We start from the raw sequence: 17,713 nt of genomic DNA on the forward strand, positions 1-17,713 counted from the left end.
TGCGTTGCACGGTGCACCCAGAGGTAGTGCTTTGCTTCGACGCCAGAGTGCTGCGAGCGTCTGAGCGCAACTGCACTGCAGGGGAGATGGCATCGGGCGGGCGGGTGCACCCCGACCTACTGCTTCGAGGCCCGTCTCACCGCCGGCGCGCGCTCGTTTCTCTAGTGCCTGTTTCCCCTTGACCAGCCCCTTGGTCAAGGGGAAACAGGCACTGCCGCAGACATGGTCCAGGCGGAGTCCGCCATCGTGGTCAAGGGAAGCGGCAAGGCCGCAGTGCGCTCCGTCAGGTCTGCGGGGCAAGTGCGACCGCCGCGAATGACGCCCTCCCTCCACGGACTCGGACGACCCAAGTCGTCTGCGACGGCAAGCCCCGGCAGGGGGACGTGCACCGCAGAGGGGCGCGTATCTGTATCAGCCTCGGGTGTGCTGCACTCGAAGCTGGATGCAGTGCATCGGGTAGACGATGCGATGCACTGCATCACGTGGTGCGGGCCAGGCAGCCGGTGTGCTGCATCGGATGCCGTGCAGCACACCGGCGGCCTGGCCCAGTGCACCGTGCATCGAGTGCCGCGCATCGGATGCAGCAGCTTGGCGTGGTCACTGCATTGCATCCGAAGGGACAGCGCGATGCCCGGGACGCTGGTGCCCGTGCACACGCTGAGGCGCAGATCTGACTGCCAGCGTCAGGTCATGCACTGGGGCATGACGCCGCTGACCTCCGGCCGGGCACCCGCACCAGCACTCTCCCTGCGGTAGGCGGCCCTCCCCGCCCGTTCGTCGTCCTGTGAGACACAAGCACTACTTGACTGCTGCCGCCTCGTCTTGAGCTGGAGCGAGACTCCCGCGAGTCGCAGAGTCTCGGGCAACGCGTTTCCCCTTGACCACGCGTCTGGTCAAGGGGAAACGCTTGGGCCACGGAATCCTGGTCAAGGGGACACGGCTGCGGGCTCGGCGGCTGCCCCACAGGCTGGCCGAGCACGAGTCGCATCCAGCAACGGCGGTGTGGGCAGGGCCGGATGACCAGCTCCCTGAGCCGATGCTGCACTGTCCGAGTGATGCGGGGCATCGTCATCTGGCAGCGCAGCATCGGCTCACGATGCATGGCATTCGATATGCCGGGATCGGCACCGAACACAGAACTCGGAGGCGCCGAGCGCCGGGCGAGTGCATCCTGTGCCGTCCCATCCGGTGCACACTGCGGGTCCTTGCGGAGGCACTGAGGCAGCCGTGGGTGCATCGGTCTGCTCTTCCCGGCAGAGTCGGCACAGCCCGTCCTCACATGCGCGGTGCACCTGAAGGACAGAGCATCCGCATCCTCGGCACGTGCCGCGGGGAAGGGCAGGAGGCTCAGCCGGACCGACACCGGCGGGGAAAGGCCGTGGCTGGGGGACAGGCGGCGCGGCGGCGCGGCGCCCTCGGACGATCTCCTCGCACACCGAGCATCGACGTCCACTGCTCCACAGCACGCCAGCTTCGCAGTCGTGGATTCCGCAGCCCCAACGGGGCAGGCCAACGCCAAGGATCCACCGGCCAGGATCCTTGATCTCGTCACTCATGGTGCGGGCAAACCGGCTCGTCAGCCGGTGCCGAAGGCGTGCGTCGTCGATGCCTGAGCGCAGCTGACGGCCGACCTCTCGAGCGATGCGCCGCTGCACGTACACGGTGGTTTGCCGGTAGAGCCAGTGCACGGGCTCGAGGACGGTGTGGATGCGCGCGCTGATGGTGAGCTCAGGTCCGGAGTAGGCCGCCCGCGACCGGCTGGTCAAGGGGGTGGCCGAGGAACTGGTCAAGGGGGGCTTGTGGGCATCCGCGCGCAGCGCGAACTCGCTCTCGGATCTGGGGTGCCGCGGCTTGTCGCGGCGGTTTTTCACAACTTCACTTACCTGTACTTCGCCTACGGCGGATGAGGGGAGCGCGCGTTCGTCATCAGGTCGGTCAGTTCTAGGTTCTTCCTTGAACGCGAGCGATCCCGCATCAACCGGCGAACCCGATCCCTCACCAGACCAGGAGGTGGCGGCGGGCAAAGACGCAGGCAAGGCCGGTTGTCCACAGGCCATCGCTGCAGAGGGGTCGGACGGGATGTCGTGGGCGATGAACCGGTGGCGCCCGCGTGCACCGGCCCGACGTTCCACCGTGACCCAGCGTGTGGCTTCCAGCTCGTCAACGATCTCGCCCGCAGCTGCGGCGGTCAGCGACTGGCCGGACCGGCGTCCACTGTGGTGGTGCAGTGCCCCTGCGATCTCCGACTCCGCCAGGGGGATTCCCTGGACCTGGGCGTACGCGATGAGTGCATAGGCCCGCAGTTGTCGCGGGGTGAGGTCCTCGGCCGCGGCGACCGGAATCCAGATGAACCGTTCGGTCGCCGATAGAGGCCGGACACGGCGCAGGGCCGAGGTGCCTGAGCCGCCGGGCAGGGAACGACGGGTCGAGGACAGCTCGACGACACCGTCGGGACCGGGCCGCCGCAGCAGCGTCATGCCGCGTTCCACCGAGGCCTTGGACAGGCCGAGGTAGTCCGCGATGGTCACCGTCGCTGCCGTGCATCCTTCAGGACGGGAAGCCAAGGCAGCGATCTTCACGTACACGCTCACCGCGACGTCGGCGTACTGCGCGGTGATGATCAGGCGCAGGGGCACCTTGACCCGCTGACGGCGCGGCGGGCGCACGGCCGTGCCCGCCGGCGGCGGATGGGTGGGTAGTGCTGTGCTGGGCACGCTTCTCCTGGCGCACCGGTGCCGCGGAGCGGCGACGTGGGCGCGCTGGGTCTCGACGGCATCCCTGAGGGACGCGCGATCTGGGATCTGGCCAGAGGCACTTGGACGGAAGCTGAAGGGAACAGGGCCTTCAGCTGCTACGGGTGTCGAAGAATCCGTCGGTGTGACAGCTCGACCGTGGAAATCCCCGAAGGATCTGCGGCCTGCCGGTCAAGGGCGGGCCCGAGACCGCGGCCAACCCTCTTGACCAGAGCCGGGTGCGGCCGATGCAGGGGCTCCGTGGACGAGGGGGCGACACCGCGGGTCAAGGGGTGGGGCGCAGATCTGGTCAAGGGGGAGCGGGGCTGCACTCCGAACGCGGCACAGGCCGTGAGAGCGGACACGCGACGTGGCGATGTCGTCACGTACGGGCGAAAGATGGTGGCGAACGCTGCGTGCGGGTGGCGTCCGAGCTGACAAAGGGCATGGCTGTACTGCAAGATGGACCCCGTTCTCCCGGGTCGCCCCGGGAAACGACAAATCCCCTTCGGGGGATTGCTGCTGGAGGGCAGTGAATTGCCGGACCGATTCGGTCTGGCCTTCGCTCGGAACGGGCCGCTAACCCGGGACTGAGCGGTGACGGCCGGCAGAGGAGCCGCAAACTCCGAAGCCGGCGGAGAGGGCGAGGAGCGGCCTTGCTAGAGGCGCCCGCCCGGCAGTTTCTACGACATCATCAACTCCCCATTCCGAGGGGGACTGCCGTGCGCGCCGAGCCGGGCACGGGAGGCATCCGCAGCAGCGACACGCACGCCGCGCGAAGCCCGCTCGGCGTCCGGAACTGCACGGTGCTGGTCATCAGGAAACCGCCTTCTCGGTTCACCGGGCCCTGACTGACGCTGTGCGCCTGGGTTCCGGGGGTGAGGCGTAGTGGATCAAGCGGAAGCCAGCCTATCCCCTGGGAGGCGGCGAGCACACGCATTAGGACCGTTGCCGTTTGACTGTCTCCGGAGCGTTGAAAGATGCCGCGCAGAGGCATAGTTGAGAGCGATACGGCCTAACTGCCGTTTCATGTGACGATAGTTACCCTATCCGCCCGAACTACCGTCAGAAGGAATGAAGAGGGTCGTTCTTCTGTGAAGCCGATCCTTCGGATCTCCATCACGGATGCGCCAGCCTGCGCCCGGAGGAGGCCGCGCTCCTCCGGTGTGGCCGAACGCGCCGACCAGCGGCTGGTGTAGTCCGCCTCCTGCCTCAGGGGGCCGTCGGTGTACGGCCCGATGGTGGCAGCCTGACCAATGGCGCCTACCTTCAGCGCTTTCGGGGTGAAGAGAATCTGGATGGCCCACGGGGCGTCGTCGTGCAGCAGTACGGACTGCCGGACGAAGAGCGGCGCGCTCGGCCTGAGGTCGAGCGACTCCGTCGCGCGGGGGTCTACGCCGCGGCTGCCGGTCTGGAGGTCGTTGTAGCCGCGCTCACCGGAGTCCATCGGCCAGAGGAGGCCGTCCGTGTGCAGCTGCGCCTCCATCGGGAGGGCCGGCTGCAGCACTCTCGCCCTGCGGCGTGGCGCCATATCCACGAAGCCTTCGAGGCGCAGGCTCTCCAGGGCCTTGCCCATCGTGACGCGTGAGACCCCGTACCGCTCTGCGAGTTCGCGCCCGCCCGGCAGTTGCTCGCCGGCGGTGAACGTGCCGCGCTGGATGTCGCCGCGTAGATCCGCGGCGGCGCGCTCGTGCGGCTGAGGGGACGTCATGGGCACATATTGCCTCACCCGCCAGCGCGGTTCGCTCATCGGAGTTCCTCACTCTTGACGTGATCCACAGTTGCAGTGCACTATCTGGCATAACTGGACTATGTCAGATAGGCCAGAAGGTGCGTGCGGCCTCCGGGATTGGTACTCCCGGAGACCGCGACACGCGCCTCACGACACCCGTCACAGGAGATGAGATCGCGTGAACACCATGATGGCAGCCCACCCGCCGCCGGCCCCGAGCCAGACCTGCGAAACGGCCGAAGCCACCATTGCCCAGTACATCGCGGGCACCGATCCGGTCGACACCCTCGTCGTCGACGGATACCTCGCCGGCCCCGACGGCGACCTCATCGCCCAGCAGCTGCGTGCCCCTCAACTGCAGCGCGCGCTCACGTACTCGGTGTGCCACGCGGTCCGGCCGGACGTCAACGACTTCTACCAGGAGGACGGCGAACCGGACGAGGACTGGCACCGACGTCGAGCTCGTACCGTCCGCGACCACTGCACCGTGTGCCCGGTGCGCGCCGCGTGCACCGAGCTCGCGCTGCGTGACGACGAGACCATCGGGATCCGCGGCGGCCTGGTGCCCGAAGAGCTCGACCGCCGACAGCAGGCGGAGCTCGACAGGCTCACCACAGCCCGCACCCAAGACGAACGTGCCGTCGATGAGCAGCGGGCCCGCATTGCCGCGTCGGCGGAGGTGCAGCGGCTCGCCGGTCAGTACCTCGGCGGATCCGTCCCCGCCTGCAAGAGGCAGAAGAACCGCCTGGCGATCGCTGATGCGCTCCGCCGACGCGACGCACTCTTCGCGGCCCACCGCCTCACCACCGGCTGGACGGAGCAGGCATGAGTTCCGCCGGCGACGAGCGCGCTCTCGCCCACGCCCTCGTCAGCTCCCTCGCCCGCCGTGACGGCACCCTCCTCCTGCCCGTCCTGGTCCCGGCTGGTGCGCAGGCACCCAGCATCCACCCCCTCACCGTGCTGCTCCTGGCCCAGCTCCGCCAGGTCACCCTCGAGCGCGACGCCTACCGGGACTGGATACCCAAGGCTCCAGCACCGCTGAGTGACGAGCAGTTGCGCTCCCGTGCCGCCGAGACGGCCAGCTTCCTCGCCCGGAGGGATTCCCCGTGATGCCCTACCTCGTCCCCCACGGCGGTGCCGTGGCCGAACTGCTCTGCAGCTGGCAGTTCGTCCTGGGGACGCTCGTCCTCGCCCTCGGACCGGCGATCGCCTTCCGACGGCACACGCGCGCCCTCGCAAAGCTCACCCACCACGAGCGCGCCGCAGCTGCGGACCGGCGCGGCCGACGCGTCGAGGACATCCTCACCGTCGTCATCGCCGCGGCCGCGGCAGCCCTGTCAGCCACCGGACTGTGCAGGGTCGGCCGCCACCAGATGGGCTTGACCACCCCGTTCGACCTGCTGCCTTTCGTCGCCCTGGACGTCGCCGCCATGGTCTGCGGACGCCGAGCACGCCGCCGCGCCCGCGCAGGAGAAGGACCGGGCCTGTCCGGAGCGCTGTTCTGGATCCTCGCCGGCATCAGCGCCGTCTTCTCCGCCTCCGAAGCCGCATCCCTCCTCGGATGCGCCGTACGCGCCGTGTGGCCTGTCCTGGCTGCCGTGCTCTGGGAACTCGGCTCGTTCGAGGAACGCCGCGCGGCCCGCACCGAACACGGGCGCCCCGACCGCCGTATCGCTCTGGTACGGCTGCTCCACCCCGTCGAGGCCCTCCGTGTCGCGCTGCTCCTTGCTGCCCGGCAGAACCTGTCCCAGGAGGACGCCACCGCACGAGTCCGCATCTCTCGCGCCGCGATCCACTGGTACCGACTACGCCGTGCGCAGGAAGGGGTCAAGCGGGCGAGCAGGATGAGTCGATGGGCATACCGGCTGGCCGAGGTCCATGCCGACACCCGTTCCCAGAGTGCCGGCGAGCGGGTGGGATGGTCCGACCCCCACGTTCTGGAACAGGTCGTTGCCCGCCTGCAAATGCGGGTGCTCCAGGGCGACATGGCGGGGATGAATTTGCGCACTCCCAGGGCATACGAGCAGATGCGCGGCACCCTGATCGGCAGTATCCCGTCCATCCCCTCGCGAGATGCAGCACCCCATACCTCGGCCCCATCCCACCCGGACACGGCGGGAAATCCGCAGCTCGGAGGGGGGATGGATGTGGATGAGCACACCCACGGTGTCAGCGACGACACCAGTGAGCCGCGGCCGCACCCGAATGGGGACGACACCGGCGATGAGTCAGCACAGCCTGACCATAAGACCGACGACGAGGTCATGGCTGCCTTCGTCGAGACCGTGCCCCGCGGGGATGACGGCGCCTTTGCCTGGGGCATCAACAAGTGCGCCAGCGCGCTCAACATCGGCAACAAGCGGGCGAAGCGGTTCCTGCAGACCCAGCACGAATGGCTGCCCCGGGTGCTCAAGGCCCAGGCAGTCACCCGTGACACCGCCGCGACCGGTCTGGACCACTTCGACGAGGCCGTAGCCGTCGGCAACGGTCTCCCCCGGCCCAGCCCGCCATCCTGCTGCCCACCCCGGCATTCACCACCACACCACTGCCCCTGGACGAACCACTCGGCCTGGACCGGAGCGACGGCTATGCGCAACTGGGCAACGGCCTCCTCGTCCCCGCCGCAGCCGACGCCAGGCAGCCCTGACCCACCCGACGCGTCGCTCCGCAGGGCTCCACTGACGCTGCCCGCGAGCACGACCATGAGGACCGCATCCATGCCCAACACCTTCGACGAACACGTCAACGAAGCGCTCGCCCTCATCGCCCAGGACCGCCGCCCAGCCCCCCGGCGCCAGCCCGCACAGTCCGCCCGAGCGCCGCGGGGGAGCCGCCCCCGCCTGGCTCTCGTGCCCAGCCTCAATTCCGAGGGGAGCTCCGGGCGATGAGCCACCCCCCTGGGCCAAGGCCGTGCACCACACCCAAGGCGAGCTCCGGCAACACGAGTGAGCCGCCTGCCGCGCCGGCCCTCGGCTGGCCGCCCGCAGGCGAGCGGCCGCCAGCGTGGACACAAGCAGCGCCGTCGATCGCGCCTCACCGAGGTGCCCCTCGCCTGCCGGACTGGCGCCTGCCTGATAAACCAGAACGCACCGTCCAGGAGGAACCAGAGGCCCAGCAGGAGGCGGCCCGGCCGGACGAGGACCTTGTCCCGGACCGCTCAGGTCTCCGCGACCGTGTCCGCAAGCAGGCGGGAATCCCCGCACAGCGGGCAGGGAGCCGCGGCCCGGACACCCCCGGAGGCGGACAGCGGTGATGAGGGCGGGGTGGAGACGCAAGGCGTTCAGGATGTCCGGGAGGGCCTGGCCCGCGCTCACGTGGCGGGCAGTGGAAGACCGACGGCGCACGGCCCGACCTGCACACTCTCCGGCCCGCTCTCCACGTGTCTCCGGGGGCGGAGGGCGGCATCCGTATCGTCCGGGACCTTGAAAGACGCCCTTCAGCATGGCGAGTTGAGCGGCCCGGCAAGTGATCGTCCCTGCGGCCAGCCGTGCGCAACGCAGCCCAGCAGCCGGTCAGTTCTGCTGGGACAGCCAGTGACCGGCTCGTCCTGGCAGCGGTCAGAGCTCTCCGGCACTGGATAGATGTGAGTGAGCCGGGCTGGTCAAGAGGCCATCCATCGCCCGAGGAGTATCGCGCCGAAGATGACCGGCATGAAGATCCCGAGCAGGTTGATGGTCTTCATCAAGGGGCCATCACCCCTGCGGATACGGACGTGGGTCACGTGGTCTGCTCCCCCTTGAGGATTGGCCTATGCGGTTGCATCCGTCGGCAGCATCCCACCTTCAGGGGCGCTCTGGAACTGGCCAGCACTCTGGGTACTGGCCAGTCCATCGATCAGGTCGCGCGGAAGTCGACTTCAACAGGGAACGGACAGCCGGGAGGCAAGAGGAACATCGACGGTGTTGCGTAGTGGAAGTACAGAATGTAATGTGATGCTCACGAGAAGGGCTCGGCCCCCGTGTCACACGCGGCTCGCGCATCGCACCTGTAGCAGACGAGCGCATCCCCCATGCCTAGGAGATTCGTCATGCCCAACGTCCGAACTCTCGCCATCACTTCTACCGTCGCCGCAGCACTCGCCCTCACCTCCTGTTCCAGCGGTGAAGATCCCGTCGAGCACGGCAGGGTCATCAAGAAGCACGCCCAGGCGGGCCGATGGGTCAAGGAGTACAAGAAGGTCTACCGAGACCGCTGCACGAGCACCCACACCAGCGCCTTCACCATGTCCGTGCCCGCCTACACAGGAGGAAGCGCCGGAGGAAGGAGCACCACGTCCGGCGGGTCCGGAAAGGGCAACACCGGTAGGTCGAGTGGCGGAAGCCGTCACAACGACAAGCCGCGTACGTCTGGGGGAAGCAACGGCAGCACAACGTCGGGTTCCTCCGGCTCTTCTACGGGCAGCAAGCCGACCGAGCACTGCAAGAAGGAGTATGTCGGACGGAAGGAGACCGGGAAGCGGTATGAGAAGGGCCGCTGGCAGCTCCAGCTTCGCGATGGGGACCGCACGGGCTGGATTGATGTCGCAAAGGACACCTACGACGACACTGATCTCCGCGACCAGATCTGACCTCCGGCGGCGCGACGAACAGGACCGTCACGAACAGTCGCCACATCCGCGCCCACGTCGCTGAGCAGACAACCCGCGCACGATCGAGACCGTCCGCTCGCCCTCCGCGCAACCTGAGCCACCCCACCGCTGGACGGGCGGGCAGCCCTCCCGCCCGTCCAGTCTGCTGCCTGGCGAGAGCAGACCGGGCCCAACCACGACCGGAGAACACCCGATGCCCAGGATGAAACCGGACCCCGTCCGTGCCACCGATGCCGTTGCCCACTTCGCCAGCGTGTGGAGCAGCGCGGCCACCGGTGAGGAAGTCGTACCCGCCCTGACTTGCAAAGAGGTTGACGCCTTGGCTGGTGTCTTCCGTGCCGCTGGAGCCCAGGAAGCGGCCGATGCCTGGACCGCGGAGCACACCGACACAGACACTGGGTGCCAGGGGCACGACTCGGAGCAGGACGCGGAGCTACGCAAGGCCGATGGGAACGGTGGCGACGACTTCGCCCCGGGGGACAAGTACAGCTACTGCATCGCGGACTACGCCGACGCCGCCGCGCTCTCTCTGGGCAAGGGGTGGGCCGCCAAGCCTGGATTCCTCGGCGCCTGGGGCGTGGTCTTCACCACCGATGGCCGGGTGTCCTTGCGCCTCTACGCCGACGGCGACGGCGACGGCCCCACCGGGGATTTGATGGTCGAGGACTGCACAGGCGAGGGCGCCGACCGGCTCGTGCCCTCGTTCGTCCTGCCCGACTTCGGAACACCCCACACCGACGGTGAGATGAGCGAGTGGGGAGACGCCTTGGCCCAGTTCATCGGCTCTGTCTGGGGTGGCACGACCTCCGACCTCGCCGTCCGCCCGCGATAGCGCCCGAAGGAGGCCGAGCCCGTGCCACCGCTGCCGACCGACGAGGTCGACCCGTACCCGCACTTCACGCAACCCCAACTCCACCCCGTCTCCGACTCCCCCTGGCTCGGCCGCACCGTCCAGGGTCCCCACCGCGCCCGATCCACCGTGCAGCGCGTCTACACCACACCCTTCGGCGCCGACGTCGCCCTCTGCCTCCACCGGGCAGACGTCTTCGACACCCTCCGCCTGGAGGTCACCGACATGCTCTCCACGCCCGAGCACCCCGCCGCCCAACGCGCGGCATACCTCCACAACTACCGCCGACTCCTCAGCCTCCACGGCACGGTCGCCGACGGGAGAGCAACCCGACAGACGCACCTGGCCATCAAGCGTCGGAGCGCCTTCGACACACAGTTCCACCACGCCAAGGTCTATGTGGAAGCCGCCCTACTCGAACGCGTCCAAGTCGGCGACAACGTCGTCAGCAACCTCGGCGTCCAGATGACCGTGACCGACCCGGACATCAAGAGAGACAGGCTCTGGGGCTGGCGTACTCACATGAAGGTCAAACTCACCCCCCAGTTTCACCACTTCACCTACACCTGGGGCTGGACCGACGGAGAGAGCACCCGGTATCTGCCCCACGAAGGGTGGGGGCTGCTGCCCACCCTCGACCTCATCTGACCCCACGACAGGACGACCAGCGATGGCCAGACACTGCGCCCTTCACCCCGGCCACCCTCTGCCACGTGACCAGTTTGCCGTGTAGAGCCGTCCGGCCCCACTCCACTCGATCACGGATGCGGAGGGGAGACCGCGCCCGCACTGCTGGACCTCAGGGACCAGCACGACGGGATGCATCCCCGCTGGCCTCTCGACCGCACGGTTTCGTAGAAGGCCTATGAGGGCGCCGTGCGCGGCCTGTCCAGCTTGTACGACGTCGTCGACGTGAATGACGGCCCGTCCTTCTCTCGCTGGATGCGACCGTACGCGCCGCGCCCTGGCACCCCTTCCTGCCTTGCCACACCTGAAGGAGAACTCCGCCATGTCCAAGAGCATCTGCATCGCCACCGGCACCATCCGTCTACAGGGCATCGGCCGTGTGCCCGTAGTAGAGGCGCAGGAACTCACCGTCGGCGACACGCTGATGTGGAACGAAGGCACGACGACCATCGTGAGGGCCATCGTCGATGCCTCCCCGAAGTTCCTGCTTGTCACTGAGAAGTCGAAGCTCACCGGCGAGGAGCACGACCGCCGCCCGATGAAGACGCGTCTCGTCGCCCGGGCCGGCACCGCCGCATCCCCGGCGGAGACTGCCACCGTCCCGGAGCAGTCGGAGTCCACGCAGGGGAAGACGACCGCCCCCGCCGTGGAGCTCCCGGCAGGGCGGCCCTCCTTCGACACTCCGAACTCAGCGGAGGACGCCCTCCGTAACCTGGCCGCCCTCCTCGACGGCAAGCCGGAGGTCTGGCCACACGGCGACGTCGAAGACGTCTGTGTCGCCTGCTACGGCCCTCTCTACCGTTGGGATTCGGTCGCGGAGCTGTACCGTTTCCGTGGACGGCGTGGAGCTGAGTCCCGTGAGGCGTACCCGGCCGCGCTCACCGCCGCCCGCGCCCTCACGGATGGTGTTCTCGCGCTCCTAGGCACGGAGAAGCCGACCCGTGCCGACGTCCACGCGGCCCTGAACCGGATCATCGCAGCCGTGCAGTTCCCGGCGGGTTCCGCGGTCGCCTACGTGCCCGCGGGCGAGACGAAGCGGGTCGTCGTCCTTGTGAACTCCGGCCCCGCAGACGACGGCACCGTTGAGGTCCTCAGCATCGCGCAGGGCGGCCAGCCCCTTTGTGTCCCCCTGGCCAACCTTGAGCAGCTCCCCGAACTGCCCCCGGCCCCCGAGGGCGAGATCACTGACTGGTGGACGGTCGTGGACGCCAAGGGTGTGGAACTCGTCCGCGTGCAGGCCGACGACGACCCAGGAGCACGCAAGGCGGCCATGGGTGATGCGGCAGTCGCTGCGGCGTGCCGTCGCCGTAACGGGTTCGCCGTGCGGCGTCTTCGTACCTCTGAACTGTCCGTGCCCGTTGGGGAGCTGTGCGCCCCGCCCCGCGTCTCACCGGCGGAGCCCGCCGGTGAGGACGCCTACACCCTCACCCGCCAGACCGACGAAGAGGCCAATGAGTCCTGGCTTCTGCTGCACGACGGCGATTTGCTGATCGGGTTTGCGGACATCATCGACCGCGGGTTCGAGCTGTGGCTGGCTGAGATCGCGGTGCACCCCGATTACCGCGGCCGCGGCCTGGCCTCCCGCCTGTTGGACGCCGTGGTCGTCGAGAACTCCGGGCATGCCATCGCGCTCGCCTGCGATGCGTCGCCGGTGGATGACCTGGCCGAGTGGCCGAGCGAGGTTGCGGGTCTGCCTACCAGGCTGTTGGCCGCCTGGTACGACCGGCACGGGTTCCGTCCCGCCCCGAACGAGGAGGCCGAAGCCCGAATGGTCCGGGTGCCGTAGGGCTCCTCACCGCCGGTGCGCGGCACACGCTGCGCCCCGGCCTCTTCGCCCTCCGCCCGTACGCAGCCAGAGAGGCACCCAGCATGCAGATCACCACTGAGCGCGCCCGTGAGCTGAACAGCGCCGCTTACCTCGAGCAAGACCCGATCACCCCCGCAACCGTCGTGGCCGGAGTGGCGGTTCACGCGTACGTAGACCCCGAGGACGGCCAGGTCGTCGTGTCGGTCCACCTGGACACCGGTGACGTTCCGGACGACGTCGTCAGCGCGGAGGAGACCGTCCCCCCTGCGGATCATCGTCAACGGTGCCGTCGTCTTCAGCGAGTTCTGACCCACGGACTCCCTGGGGCGCGCGGCTAGCCGCTGCACCCTGCCCTGTATCGCCCCTTCCCGCCTCCTCCACGCCCTTGAGGACTTCCGCCATGCAAACCGTCGCCCTTGTTCGACCTTCCCTCCGCGGCGACGCCGGCGAGGCCCCGCGTGCCGCTTGCTCTGGGGGAGCAGCCCGTCTCAAGCGTTGCGGCCGCGTACGACCGGGAGTGCCTCTACAGCCCACCCGACCCCAGGTCGGGTCGCCACCCGTCCTACCCGCAGGAGATGCCAGATGACGCCGTACGAGCGCCTCATGGCCGAAGCCGTCCCGACCGGGCGGTTCGGCGATCCGGCCCCGAACAGCCCGGCACAGCGGGAGCTGGCGACTTCCGTGGCGCAGGAACAGGTCGCGCGCCGTGCCGCTCTCGCGGATACGCAACGTGACTGGCTCCTGCCGGACGAGCGGTCGGTACGCGACCGCGAGCGCAACCACACCCGGCCACGGCACCTCCGCCTCATCACCAACCAGGACGACACCCAAGCTGCCTGATCACCACGCCCAGGAAGCGGACGCGTTGGAACGTCACGCCCCACAGCCGGAGCCGAACGGTTGTGCCCGCCCGTCCATCGTCACGCCTGATCGCCCGCCCTGAGAACGGAGCCCTCTATGCCCAATCAGCTCGCCGTCGTCCAATCCCTGCGACAGGACGTCATCGGCCCCCACCACCACTACTACTTCGGTGAGATCGCCACCATGCCCACGGAGCCGTACGACGCGGTCACCGACGCGATGGCCGCGATCCTCGAGCGCGTCGCCGTCACCGTCGATTGGCGGCGCCTCCTCGTCGAAGCCACCTGGCGACACCTGAGCCTGCACCCGGACCACAAAGAGGAGCTAAACCAGTACAAGTCCGAGGCGGAGGACGTGGTGTGCGGGGAGTGCCTGGTAGAGGCCCTCCTTCAGGAGAACACGGGGGCGCCGGACTGGAGGAGGGAGCCATCCGCCGCAATGCGGCGCCAGGCGGTCGACTGGGCCACGATCGTCGCCGACGTGCTCCCGTACCGCCGGGGCGCCATTGAGCACCAGTATCGGACGCCGCACCGTGGCCAGTGAGCCCGCCGACGGCCGCACCCGCCTCGCTCTCGGAGCCCTCCTCGACAACGCAGCGACCCAGACCGGCATAGTCCATCCGATCCGCCTTCGGCCCGAAGGCCGCTATCAGTGCACCGACTGCCGAGCAGCCTGGCCGACTGAAGTGGACGCCCTCCGCTCGAACTTCGCCTGCCCCAGAGAGCCTCTGGCCCACGGCCTGACCCGGGAGCACCGCGTCTTCCCCCGATCGGGAGACCGATCTTGCGCGAGCTGGGGCTGCGAGGAGCCCAACTTCAGTCACGAGCATGGCCCCGACCCGTTCTGTGACATCCCCAGCTGCCGCTACTGCTGCCACGCGTGTGACTGCGCGGTATGCGCCGGAGCCCTGCACGCCCCCGCCCTGACCGTGCTCGAGGACATCCCCGAACATGAGCTCAACCTCACCCCGAGACGAAAGACCGCACGCATGAGAGAGCAGATCAAGCAGATCAACGCCGAGTTCAAGCCCGGCGCCCACGTCACCGTCACGGGCAAGGACACCCGAGGCCAACAGGTCACGCGCACCGGATACCTCCTCACCGAGGCCGCAGAGACCAAGGCCAAACACACGGACAACCACGGACGGAGCAAGAGAGTGCCTTCCGTGCGCCTGTGCGTCGGTGCGCTCGGCACCGATCCCAGCGAGCGCACCACTTGGGTCCAGCTGTTCCACGACCTGGGCAGCATCCAGAACACCCCCGAGCCGGAGGTCGGGAAGTGGCTCATGACCGAGCTGCGCGAGGTCCCCGGCATCCGAGCCAATAGCCACACCACGCGCTTCATGTACGGCGGCAAGGGCGGAGCACGCTCGGAGCCTACCCAGGGCACCGCCATTGAGGTCCTCAAGAACGGCCAGGGCGACTACAGACTGTGGGACGCGGGCACAGACACCGTCCTCGCCACATACTTGCTCTCCTCCAAGATCTGGTGGAGCCATCTCCCCAACGCAGTCCAGACCAAGACCGCGGACGCGACACGGAGTGGTTCATGAGCAACCCCGGACAGCACGAGGACGTCGCCGCAGGGGTGACCGTGACGGCAGACGGCTTGTACGCCCGCCCCTGCGTCAACCCTGCACACAGCGACTGCACAGCCTTCACCTTCGCCTTCGAATCCCAGCCAGCGAACGCCGAGGCTGATGAGTGGACCGTCGTCGGTGCTGGAACCGATGCCGCCAGTGCCCTCGTCCAGGCGCAGGCCTATCTGACGCAGCACCTCGACGCTGACCCCACGAGCCTTCATCTACTAGAGCCGGAGCAGGGCGAGCCCGGCGCCACCTCGCTCTACGGTTGGGCGGACGCACGCGACTGCCAGTTCGCCGCATCCACACCTTGACCAGCCCCTGCGCCCCGCGGCTGAGTTCAACCTAGCTGGCACGCACCGCACGGCACGATGTCCGAGGTCACCCGCACCCTGCAGGCCGACTGACCCACCGCCGGCACGCCGGCCAGGCCCTCGGATCCAACGCCCCTGCACCAACACCAGCTGCCCGGGGACCTCTGTCCGGTGCAACGTTTGGACAGTGATCTCTCTCCCCCAGTCTGGGGAGACTTCTCTCCCCGGCGGTCACAGAGATTTCTCTCCCTCAGCCTCACCTCCCTTCCGCATCGGTATAGCTGGTGCGGGGGGGTGGGGGGAGAGAGACCTCTCTCCCCCCACCGCCGAGGAAGGAAAGGAGAATTCCCCCCATCACGCGGCCTCCTGCTCCAGCCCACGGGGGGGGGGGTGACTTCTCCCCCTCTCCACCGCGCGCAAAGGGGAGAACTCACCCCCCCCGTTGGGCCCATCCGAAGACCACCACCCAGCACCCCAAAGTGGATGGGCGCTCTACGAGGCGCTCTACAAGGCGCCTTGCGAGGCGCACTACGAGGCGCCTTGCGAGGCGCTCCACGAGGCGCCTCATACCAGGGCCTCGAACACTCAAACCAGCACTTCAGAGGGCCGGTCAAGGGGGACTCCCCGCGCCGACTACTTCTCTACGAGACCCCCAAGGGCACTGCGGACACTGGCGAAGAGCTACTACCAGGGAAGGAAGAACGGAGGCACCAGGGACAGGAAGAGGACGGACAACAACCCACAGGGAATGCAACAGGACGGCAGAAGCAGAAGAGCAAGGAGGTACAAGCGAAGGAGACGGAGAGCAGACGCAAGGGGCCCCAGGAGGACAGATCCGAACGGACGAGAGGACAGGCCGACCAACGATTCACGAGGAGCACAACCAGAGTTCGGAGGCATCGACGGATGGAGAGGCAGGAGCGGGCAGCGAACGCCGAGGACGAGGAAGCAAGCAAGCCCCGCTCAGCAGACGCTGAGCGGGGCGGGGAGAGGGCGGGGCGCACGGGGAGAGTGCGCACGGGAAAGGATCGGGGCGCGGGCGCCGCTTAGCTACCTAGCGGCCCGGATCATCCGCCATGCGGCCGCACGGCCACGAGCATCGAAGCTCGCGGCTGCTCGGCCACGGAGCGCCCGTGCGCGCACGAATGCAGCGGCGGCGACCGGGTCCCCGCTCGCCGCACGGGTGAGTAGAGCAGTGAGGTTGTCGGAACGCATGGCTTGACCTTTCGTGGACAGGGGCAGTCAGACTTGGGGGTTGTCGGCGTAGGCCAGAACGACGTGTGAACCTTTCGCGTCATCTTCGGAGAGGTGAAAACCGGCGACCTCAAGGGCGGCAACCACGCGCGCCCGAACGTTGCCGTCGCCTCCGGTCCAAGGCTTGGGGGCCATAGCTTTCTCGGCCTCCGTGGAGTACCACCACCACACTGAGACTCGGCTCCCCCCGGTGTGGACATAGACGCCACTCCCCATGCGCTGCATGTAGCGGGCCATCTGGAGATCGGCGCCCCGGAGTACCTCAGCAACGGCTCTTCCCAACCGCTCGTTTCCGTCGAGCACAGAGCGGTTCGCCTCCATGATCTCGTCCATCTCCTCCTGTGTGGCGGGGCAGTAGCGAGTGGTCTTACGGGTCCGCTCGAAGGTGACCGTGACGGACCCGTCAGGGGCAGGAACGGCCCCGTGACGCTCGGCCCGAGAGTGGACCATGCTTGCTTCGGTAAGCCCGCGTCCGCCGCTTTCCCCCTCGTACCAGTTCCAGCCGGTCGCGGGAGTGGAGAGCTGTGTCATCGGTACGTCCTCCGTGTCAGGTTGGGATCAATGGCGGGCACGACGGGCGCCCTTGACTGCGGCATGGGGCGCTACTGCCAGAGCGGGGCGGGGCTCGCGAAGGGCTCGATGCCGGGCTGACAGCCGTACGAGCCGGGGGCAAGGTTTCGGAGTGCGGACAGTTCACCGTGCGAATCGCACTCAACACAAATGCCGCCCCGCCGGTCGCCGGTGGCCTCGAAGTCACAGACGCGGATGAGGTGCGGGCGCGTCAGAGGTGTTGCAATGGTGGACACGATCAGATTGGGCACGGGGTGTGCGGCGGCGCGCTTCATGGCGTCCTCCGTGCGCTCCCTGACATCCTCCCGGTCATCCATGGCGAATATCCAGGCCAGCCGTTCCGTCGAACCCGGTTCGCCGTACGGAAGCCCAGTTTCGGGGCAAGGCTTCGACTCCTCGCCGATGGGTGTAACGGCTGCGGCCTTCTTGGCGCGGCGAAGCAGATTGAACACGTGAGCCCCCAGAGGTGAAATGCTTTACGGAATCGAAAGATGCAACATAGTGGCGCCGACGGGATTCGAACCCGCGACCTCGACCCTTATAAGAGGTGCGCTCTACCGCTGAGCTACGGCGCTTTGTGGTGTTGGGCCCCTGGTCTGGGGGTTGTTGGGTCGCCCCAGACCAGGGGTGTTTGGGGGTGTTGTGGGGGGTGGGGCCGGGCGGCCCCGGTGGAGGGGGGGTGGGGCCGCCCGGCCCTGGTTGGGGGTTAGCTGATGGTGTAGCCGTTGAGCTTTTC

General features: G+C 68.1%; 16 protein-coding genes and 1 tRNA gene. 12 read left to right on the plus strand and 5 right to left on the minus strand.

Going from position 1 to position 17,713, the window contains the following annotated elements; translation table 11 throughout:
* Positions 1-1,091: 1,091 nt before the first annotated feature.
* Positions 1,092-2,714, minus strand: coding sequence for a hypothetical protein (locus ABZ833_RS44405; RefSeq protein WP_361059424.1), 1,623 nt, complete (start codon positions 2,712-2,714; stop codon positions 1,092-1,094).
* A 1,045-nt stretch (positions 2,715-3,759) separates the two neighbouring features.
* The gene (locus ABZ833_RS44410; protein ID WP_361059427.1) at positions 3,760-4,482 is read right to left on the minus strand and encodes a GntR family transcriptional regulator; all 723 of its coding nucleotides are present in this window, start codon (positions 4,480-4,482) and stop codon (positions 3,760-3,762) included.
* 169 nt (positions 4,483-4,651) lie between these two features.
* On the opposite strand from ABZ833_RS44410, the gene ABZ833_RS44415 reads away from it, so the two are divergent.
* From ABZ833_RS44415 to ABZ833_RS44470, 12 genes are all read left to right on the plus strand, one after another.
* A complete protein-coding gene (locus ABZ833_RS44415) occupies positions 4,652-5,293 on the plus strand; it encodes a WhiB family transcriptional regulator (RefSeq protein WP_361059467.1) in 642 nt (213 codons plus the stop codon).
* Entirely contained in the window at positions 5,290-5,574 is a 285-nt protein-coding gene (locus tag ABZ833_RS44420) for a hypothetical protein (protein WP_361059430.1), read from the plus strand. The genes ABZ833_RS44415 and ABZ833_RS44420 overlap by 4 nt, the downstream gene beginning before the upstream one ends.
* Positions 5,574-7,352, plus strand: a complete 1,779-nt coding sequence (locus ABZ833_RS44425; RefSeq protein WP_361059433.1) for a hypothetical protein — start codon at positions 5,574-5,576, stop codon at positions 7,350-7,352. Before ABZ833_RS44420 ends, ABZ833_RS44425 begins: the two co-directional genes overlap by 1 nt.
* A gap of 1,139 nt (positions 7,353-8,491) precedes the next feature.
* On the plus strand, positions 8,492-9,031 hold the full coding sequence (locus tag ABZ833_RS44430; protein ID WP_361059436.1) for a hypothetical protein: 540 nt from the start codon (positions 8,492-8,494) through the stop codon (positions 9,029-9,031).
* Between the two features lie 214 nt (positions 9,032-9,245).
* A complete protein-coding gene (locus ABZ833_RS44435; protein ID WP_361059439.1) occupies positions 9,246-9,884 on the plus strand; it encodes a hypothetical protein in 639 nt (212 codons plus the stop codon).
* 21 nt (positions 9,885-9,905) lie between these two features.
* Complete coding sequence (locus ABZ833_RS44440) at positions 9,906-10,550, plus strand: hypothetical protein (protein WP_361059442.1); 645 nt, start codon at positions 9,906-9,908, stop codon at positions 10,548-10,550.
* 361 nt (positions 10,551-10,911) lie between these two features.
* A complete protein-coding gene (locus ABZ833_RS44445) occupies positions 10,912-12,375 on the plus strand; it encodes a GNAT family N-acetyltransferase (protein ID WP_361059445.1) in 1,464 nt (487 codons plus the stop codon).
* A gap of 83 nt (positions 12,376-12,458) precedes the next feature.
* A complete protein-coding gene (locus ABZ833_RS44450) occupies positions 12,459-12,734 on the plus strand; it encodes a hypothetical protein (RefSeq protein ID WP_361059447.1) in 276 nt (91 codons plus the stop codon).
* A 244-nt stretch (positions 12,735-12,978) separates the two neighbouring features.
* Positions 12,979-13,236: a hypothetical protein gene (locus ABZ833_RS44455; protein ID WP_361059450.1), complete on the plus strand. Its 258-nt coding sequence runs from the start codon at positions 12,979-12,981 to the stop codon at positions 13,234-13,236.
* A 117-nt stretch (positions 13,237-13,353) separates the two neighbouring features.
* Positions 13,354-13,800, plus strand: coding sequence for a hypothetical protein (locus ABZ833_RS44460; RefSeq protein ID WP_361059453.1), 447 nt, complete (start codon positions 13,354-13,356; stop codon positions 13,798-13,800).
* 445 nt (positions 13,801-14,245) lie between these two features.
* A complete protein-coding gene (locus ABZ833_RS44465; RefSeq protein ID WP_361059455.1) occupies positions 14,246-14,809 on the plus strand; it encodes a hypothetical protein in 564 nt (187 codons plus the stop codon).
* On the plus strand, positions 14,806-15,153 hold the full coding sequence (locus ABZ833_RS44470; protein ID WP_361059458.1) for a hypothetical protein: 348 nt from the start codon (positions 14,806-14,808) through the stop codon (positions 15,151-15,153). Before ABZ833_RS44465 ends, ABZ833_RS44470 begins: the two co-directional genes overlap by 4 nt.
* Positions 15,154-16,395: 1,242 nt before the next feature.
* Here ABZ833_RS44470 and ABZ833_RS44475 read toward each other — a convergent pair.
* From ABZ833_RS44475 to ABZ833_RS44485, 3 genes are all read right to left on the minus strand, one after another.
* On the minus strand, positions 16,396-16,938 hold the full coding sequence (locus tag ABZ833_RS44475; protein WP_361059460.1) for a hypothetical protein: 543 nt from the start codon (positions 16,936-16,938) through the stop codon (positions 16,396-16,398).
* Positions 16,939-17,009: 71 nt separating this feature from the next.
* Positions 17,010-17,429 (minus strand): hypothetical protein, encoded by a 420-nt coding sequence (locus ABZ833_RS44480; RefSeq protein WP_361059462.1) that lies wholly within the window; start codon positions 17,427-17,429, stop codon positions 17,010-17,012.
* 50 nt (positions 17,430-17,479) lie between these two features.
* Positions 17,480-17,551: transfer RNA gene (locus ABZ833_RS44485), tRNA-Ile, on the minus strand.
* Positions 17,552-17,713: the final 162 nt, after the last annotated feature.

The sequence above is a fragment of the Streptomyces sp. NPDC047525 genome (assembly GCF_040643025.1).
Classification (GTDB): Bacteria; Actinomycetota; Actinomycetes; order Streptomycetales; family Streptomycetaceae; genus Streptomyces; species Streptomyces durmitorensis.

Excerpts from the sequence above, each read along its gene's own strand:
- ABZ833_RS44410 (WP_361059427.1), bottom strand. The coding sequence starts at position 4,482 with ATGAGCGAACCGCGCTGGCGGGTGAGGCAATATGTGCCCATGACGTCC.
- ABZ833_RS44415 (WP_361059467.1), top strand. The coding sequence starts at position 4,652 with ATGATGGCAGCCCACCCGCCGCCGGCCCCGAGCCAGACCTGCGAAACG.
- ABZ833_RS44420 (WP_361059430.1), top strand. The coding sequence starts at position 5,290 with ATGAGTTCCGCCGGCGACGAGCGCGCTCTCGCCCACGCCCTCGTCAGC.
- ABZ833_RS44425 (WP_361059433.1), top strand. The coding sequence starts at position 5,574 with ATGCCCTACCTCGTCCCCCACGGCGGTGCCGTGGCCGAACTGCTCTGC.
- ABZ833_RS44430 (WP_361059436.1), top strand. The coding sequence starts at position 8,492 with ATGCCCAACGTCCGAACTCTCGCCATCACTTCTACCGTCGCCGCAGCA.
- ABZ833_RS44435 (WP_361059439.1), top strand. The coding sequence starts at position 9,246 with ATGCCCAGGATGAAACCGGACCCCGTCCGTGCCACCGATGCCGTTGCC.
- ABZ833_RS44445 (WP_361059445.1), top strand. The coding sequence starts at position 10,912 with ATGTCCAAGAGCATCTGCATCGCCACCGGCACCATCCGTCTACAGGGC.
- ABZ833_RS44450 (WP_361059447.1), top strand. The coding sequence starts at position 12,459 with ATGCAGATCACCACTGAGCGCGCCCGTGAGCTGAACAGCGCCGCTTAC.
- ABZ833_RS44455 (WP_361059450.1), top strand. The coding sequence starts at position 12,979 with ATGACGCCGTACGAGCGCCTCATGGCCGAAGCCGTCCCGACCGGGCGG.
- ABZ833_RS44460 (WP_361059453.1), top strand. The coding sequence starts at position 13,354 with ATGCCCAATCAGCTCGCCGTCGTCCAATCCCTGCGACAGGACGTCATC.
- ABZ833_RS44465 (WP_361059455.1), top strand. The coding sequence starts at position 14,246 with ATGAGAGAGCAGATCAAGCAGATCAACGCCGAGTTCAAGCCCGGCGCC.
- ABZ833_RS44470 (WP_361059458.1), top strand. The coding sequence starts at position 14,806 with ATGAGCAACCCCGGACAGCACGAGGACGTCGCCGCAGGGGTGACCGTG.
- ABZ833_RS44475 (WP_361059460.1), bottom strand. The coding sequence starts at position 16,938 with ATGACACAGCTCTCCACTCCCGCGACCGGCTGGAACTGGTACGAGGGG.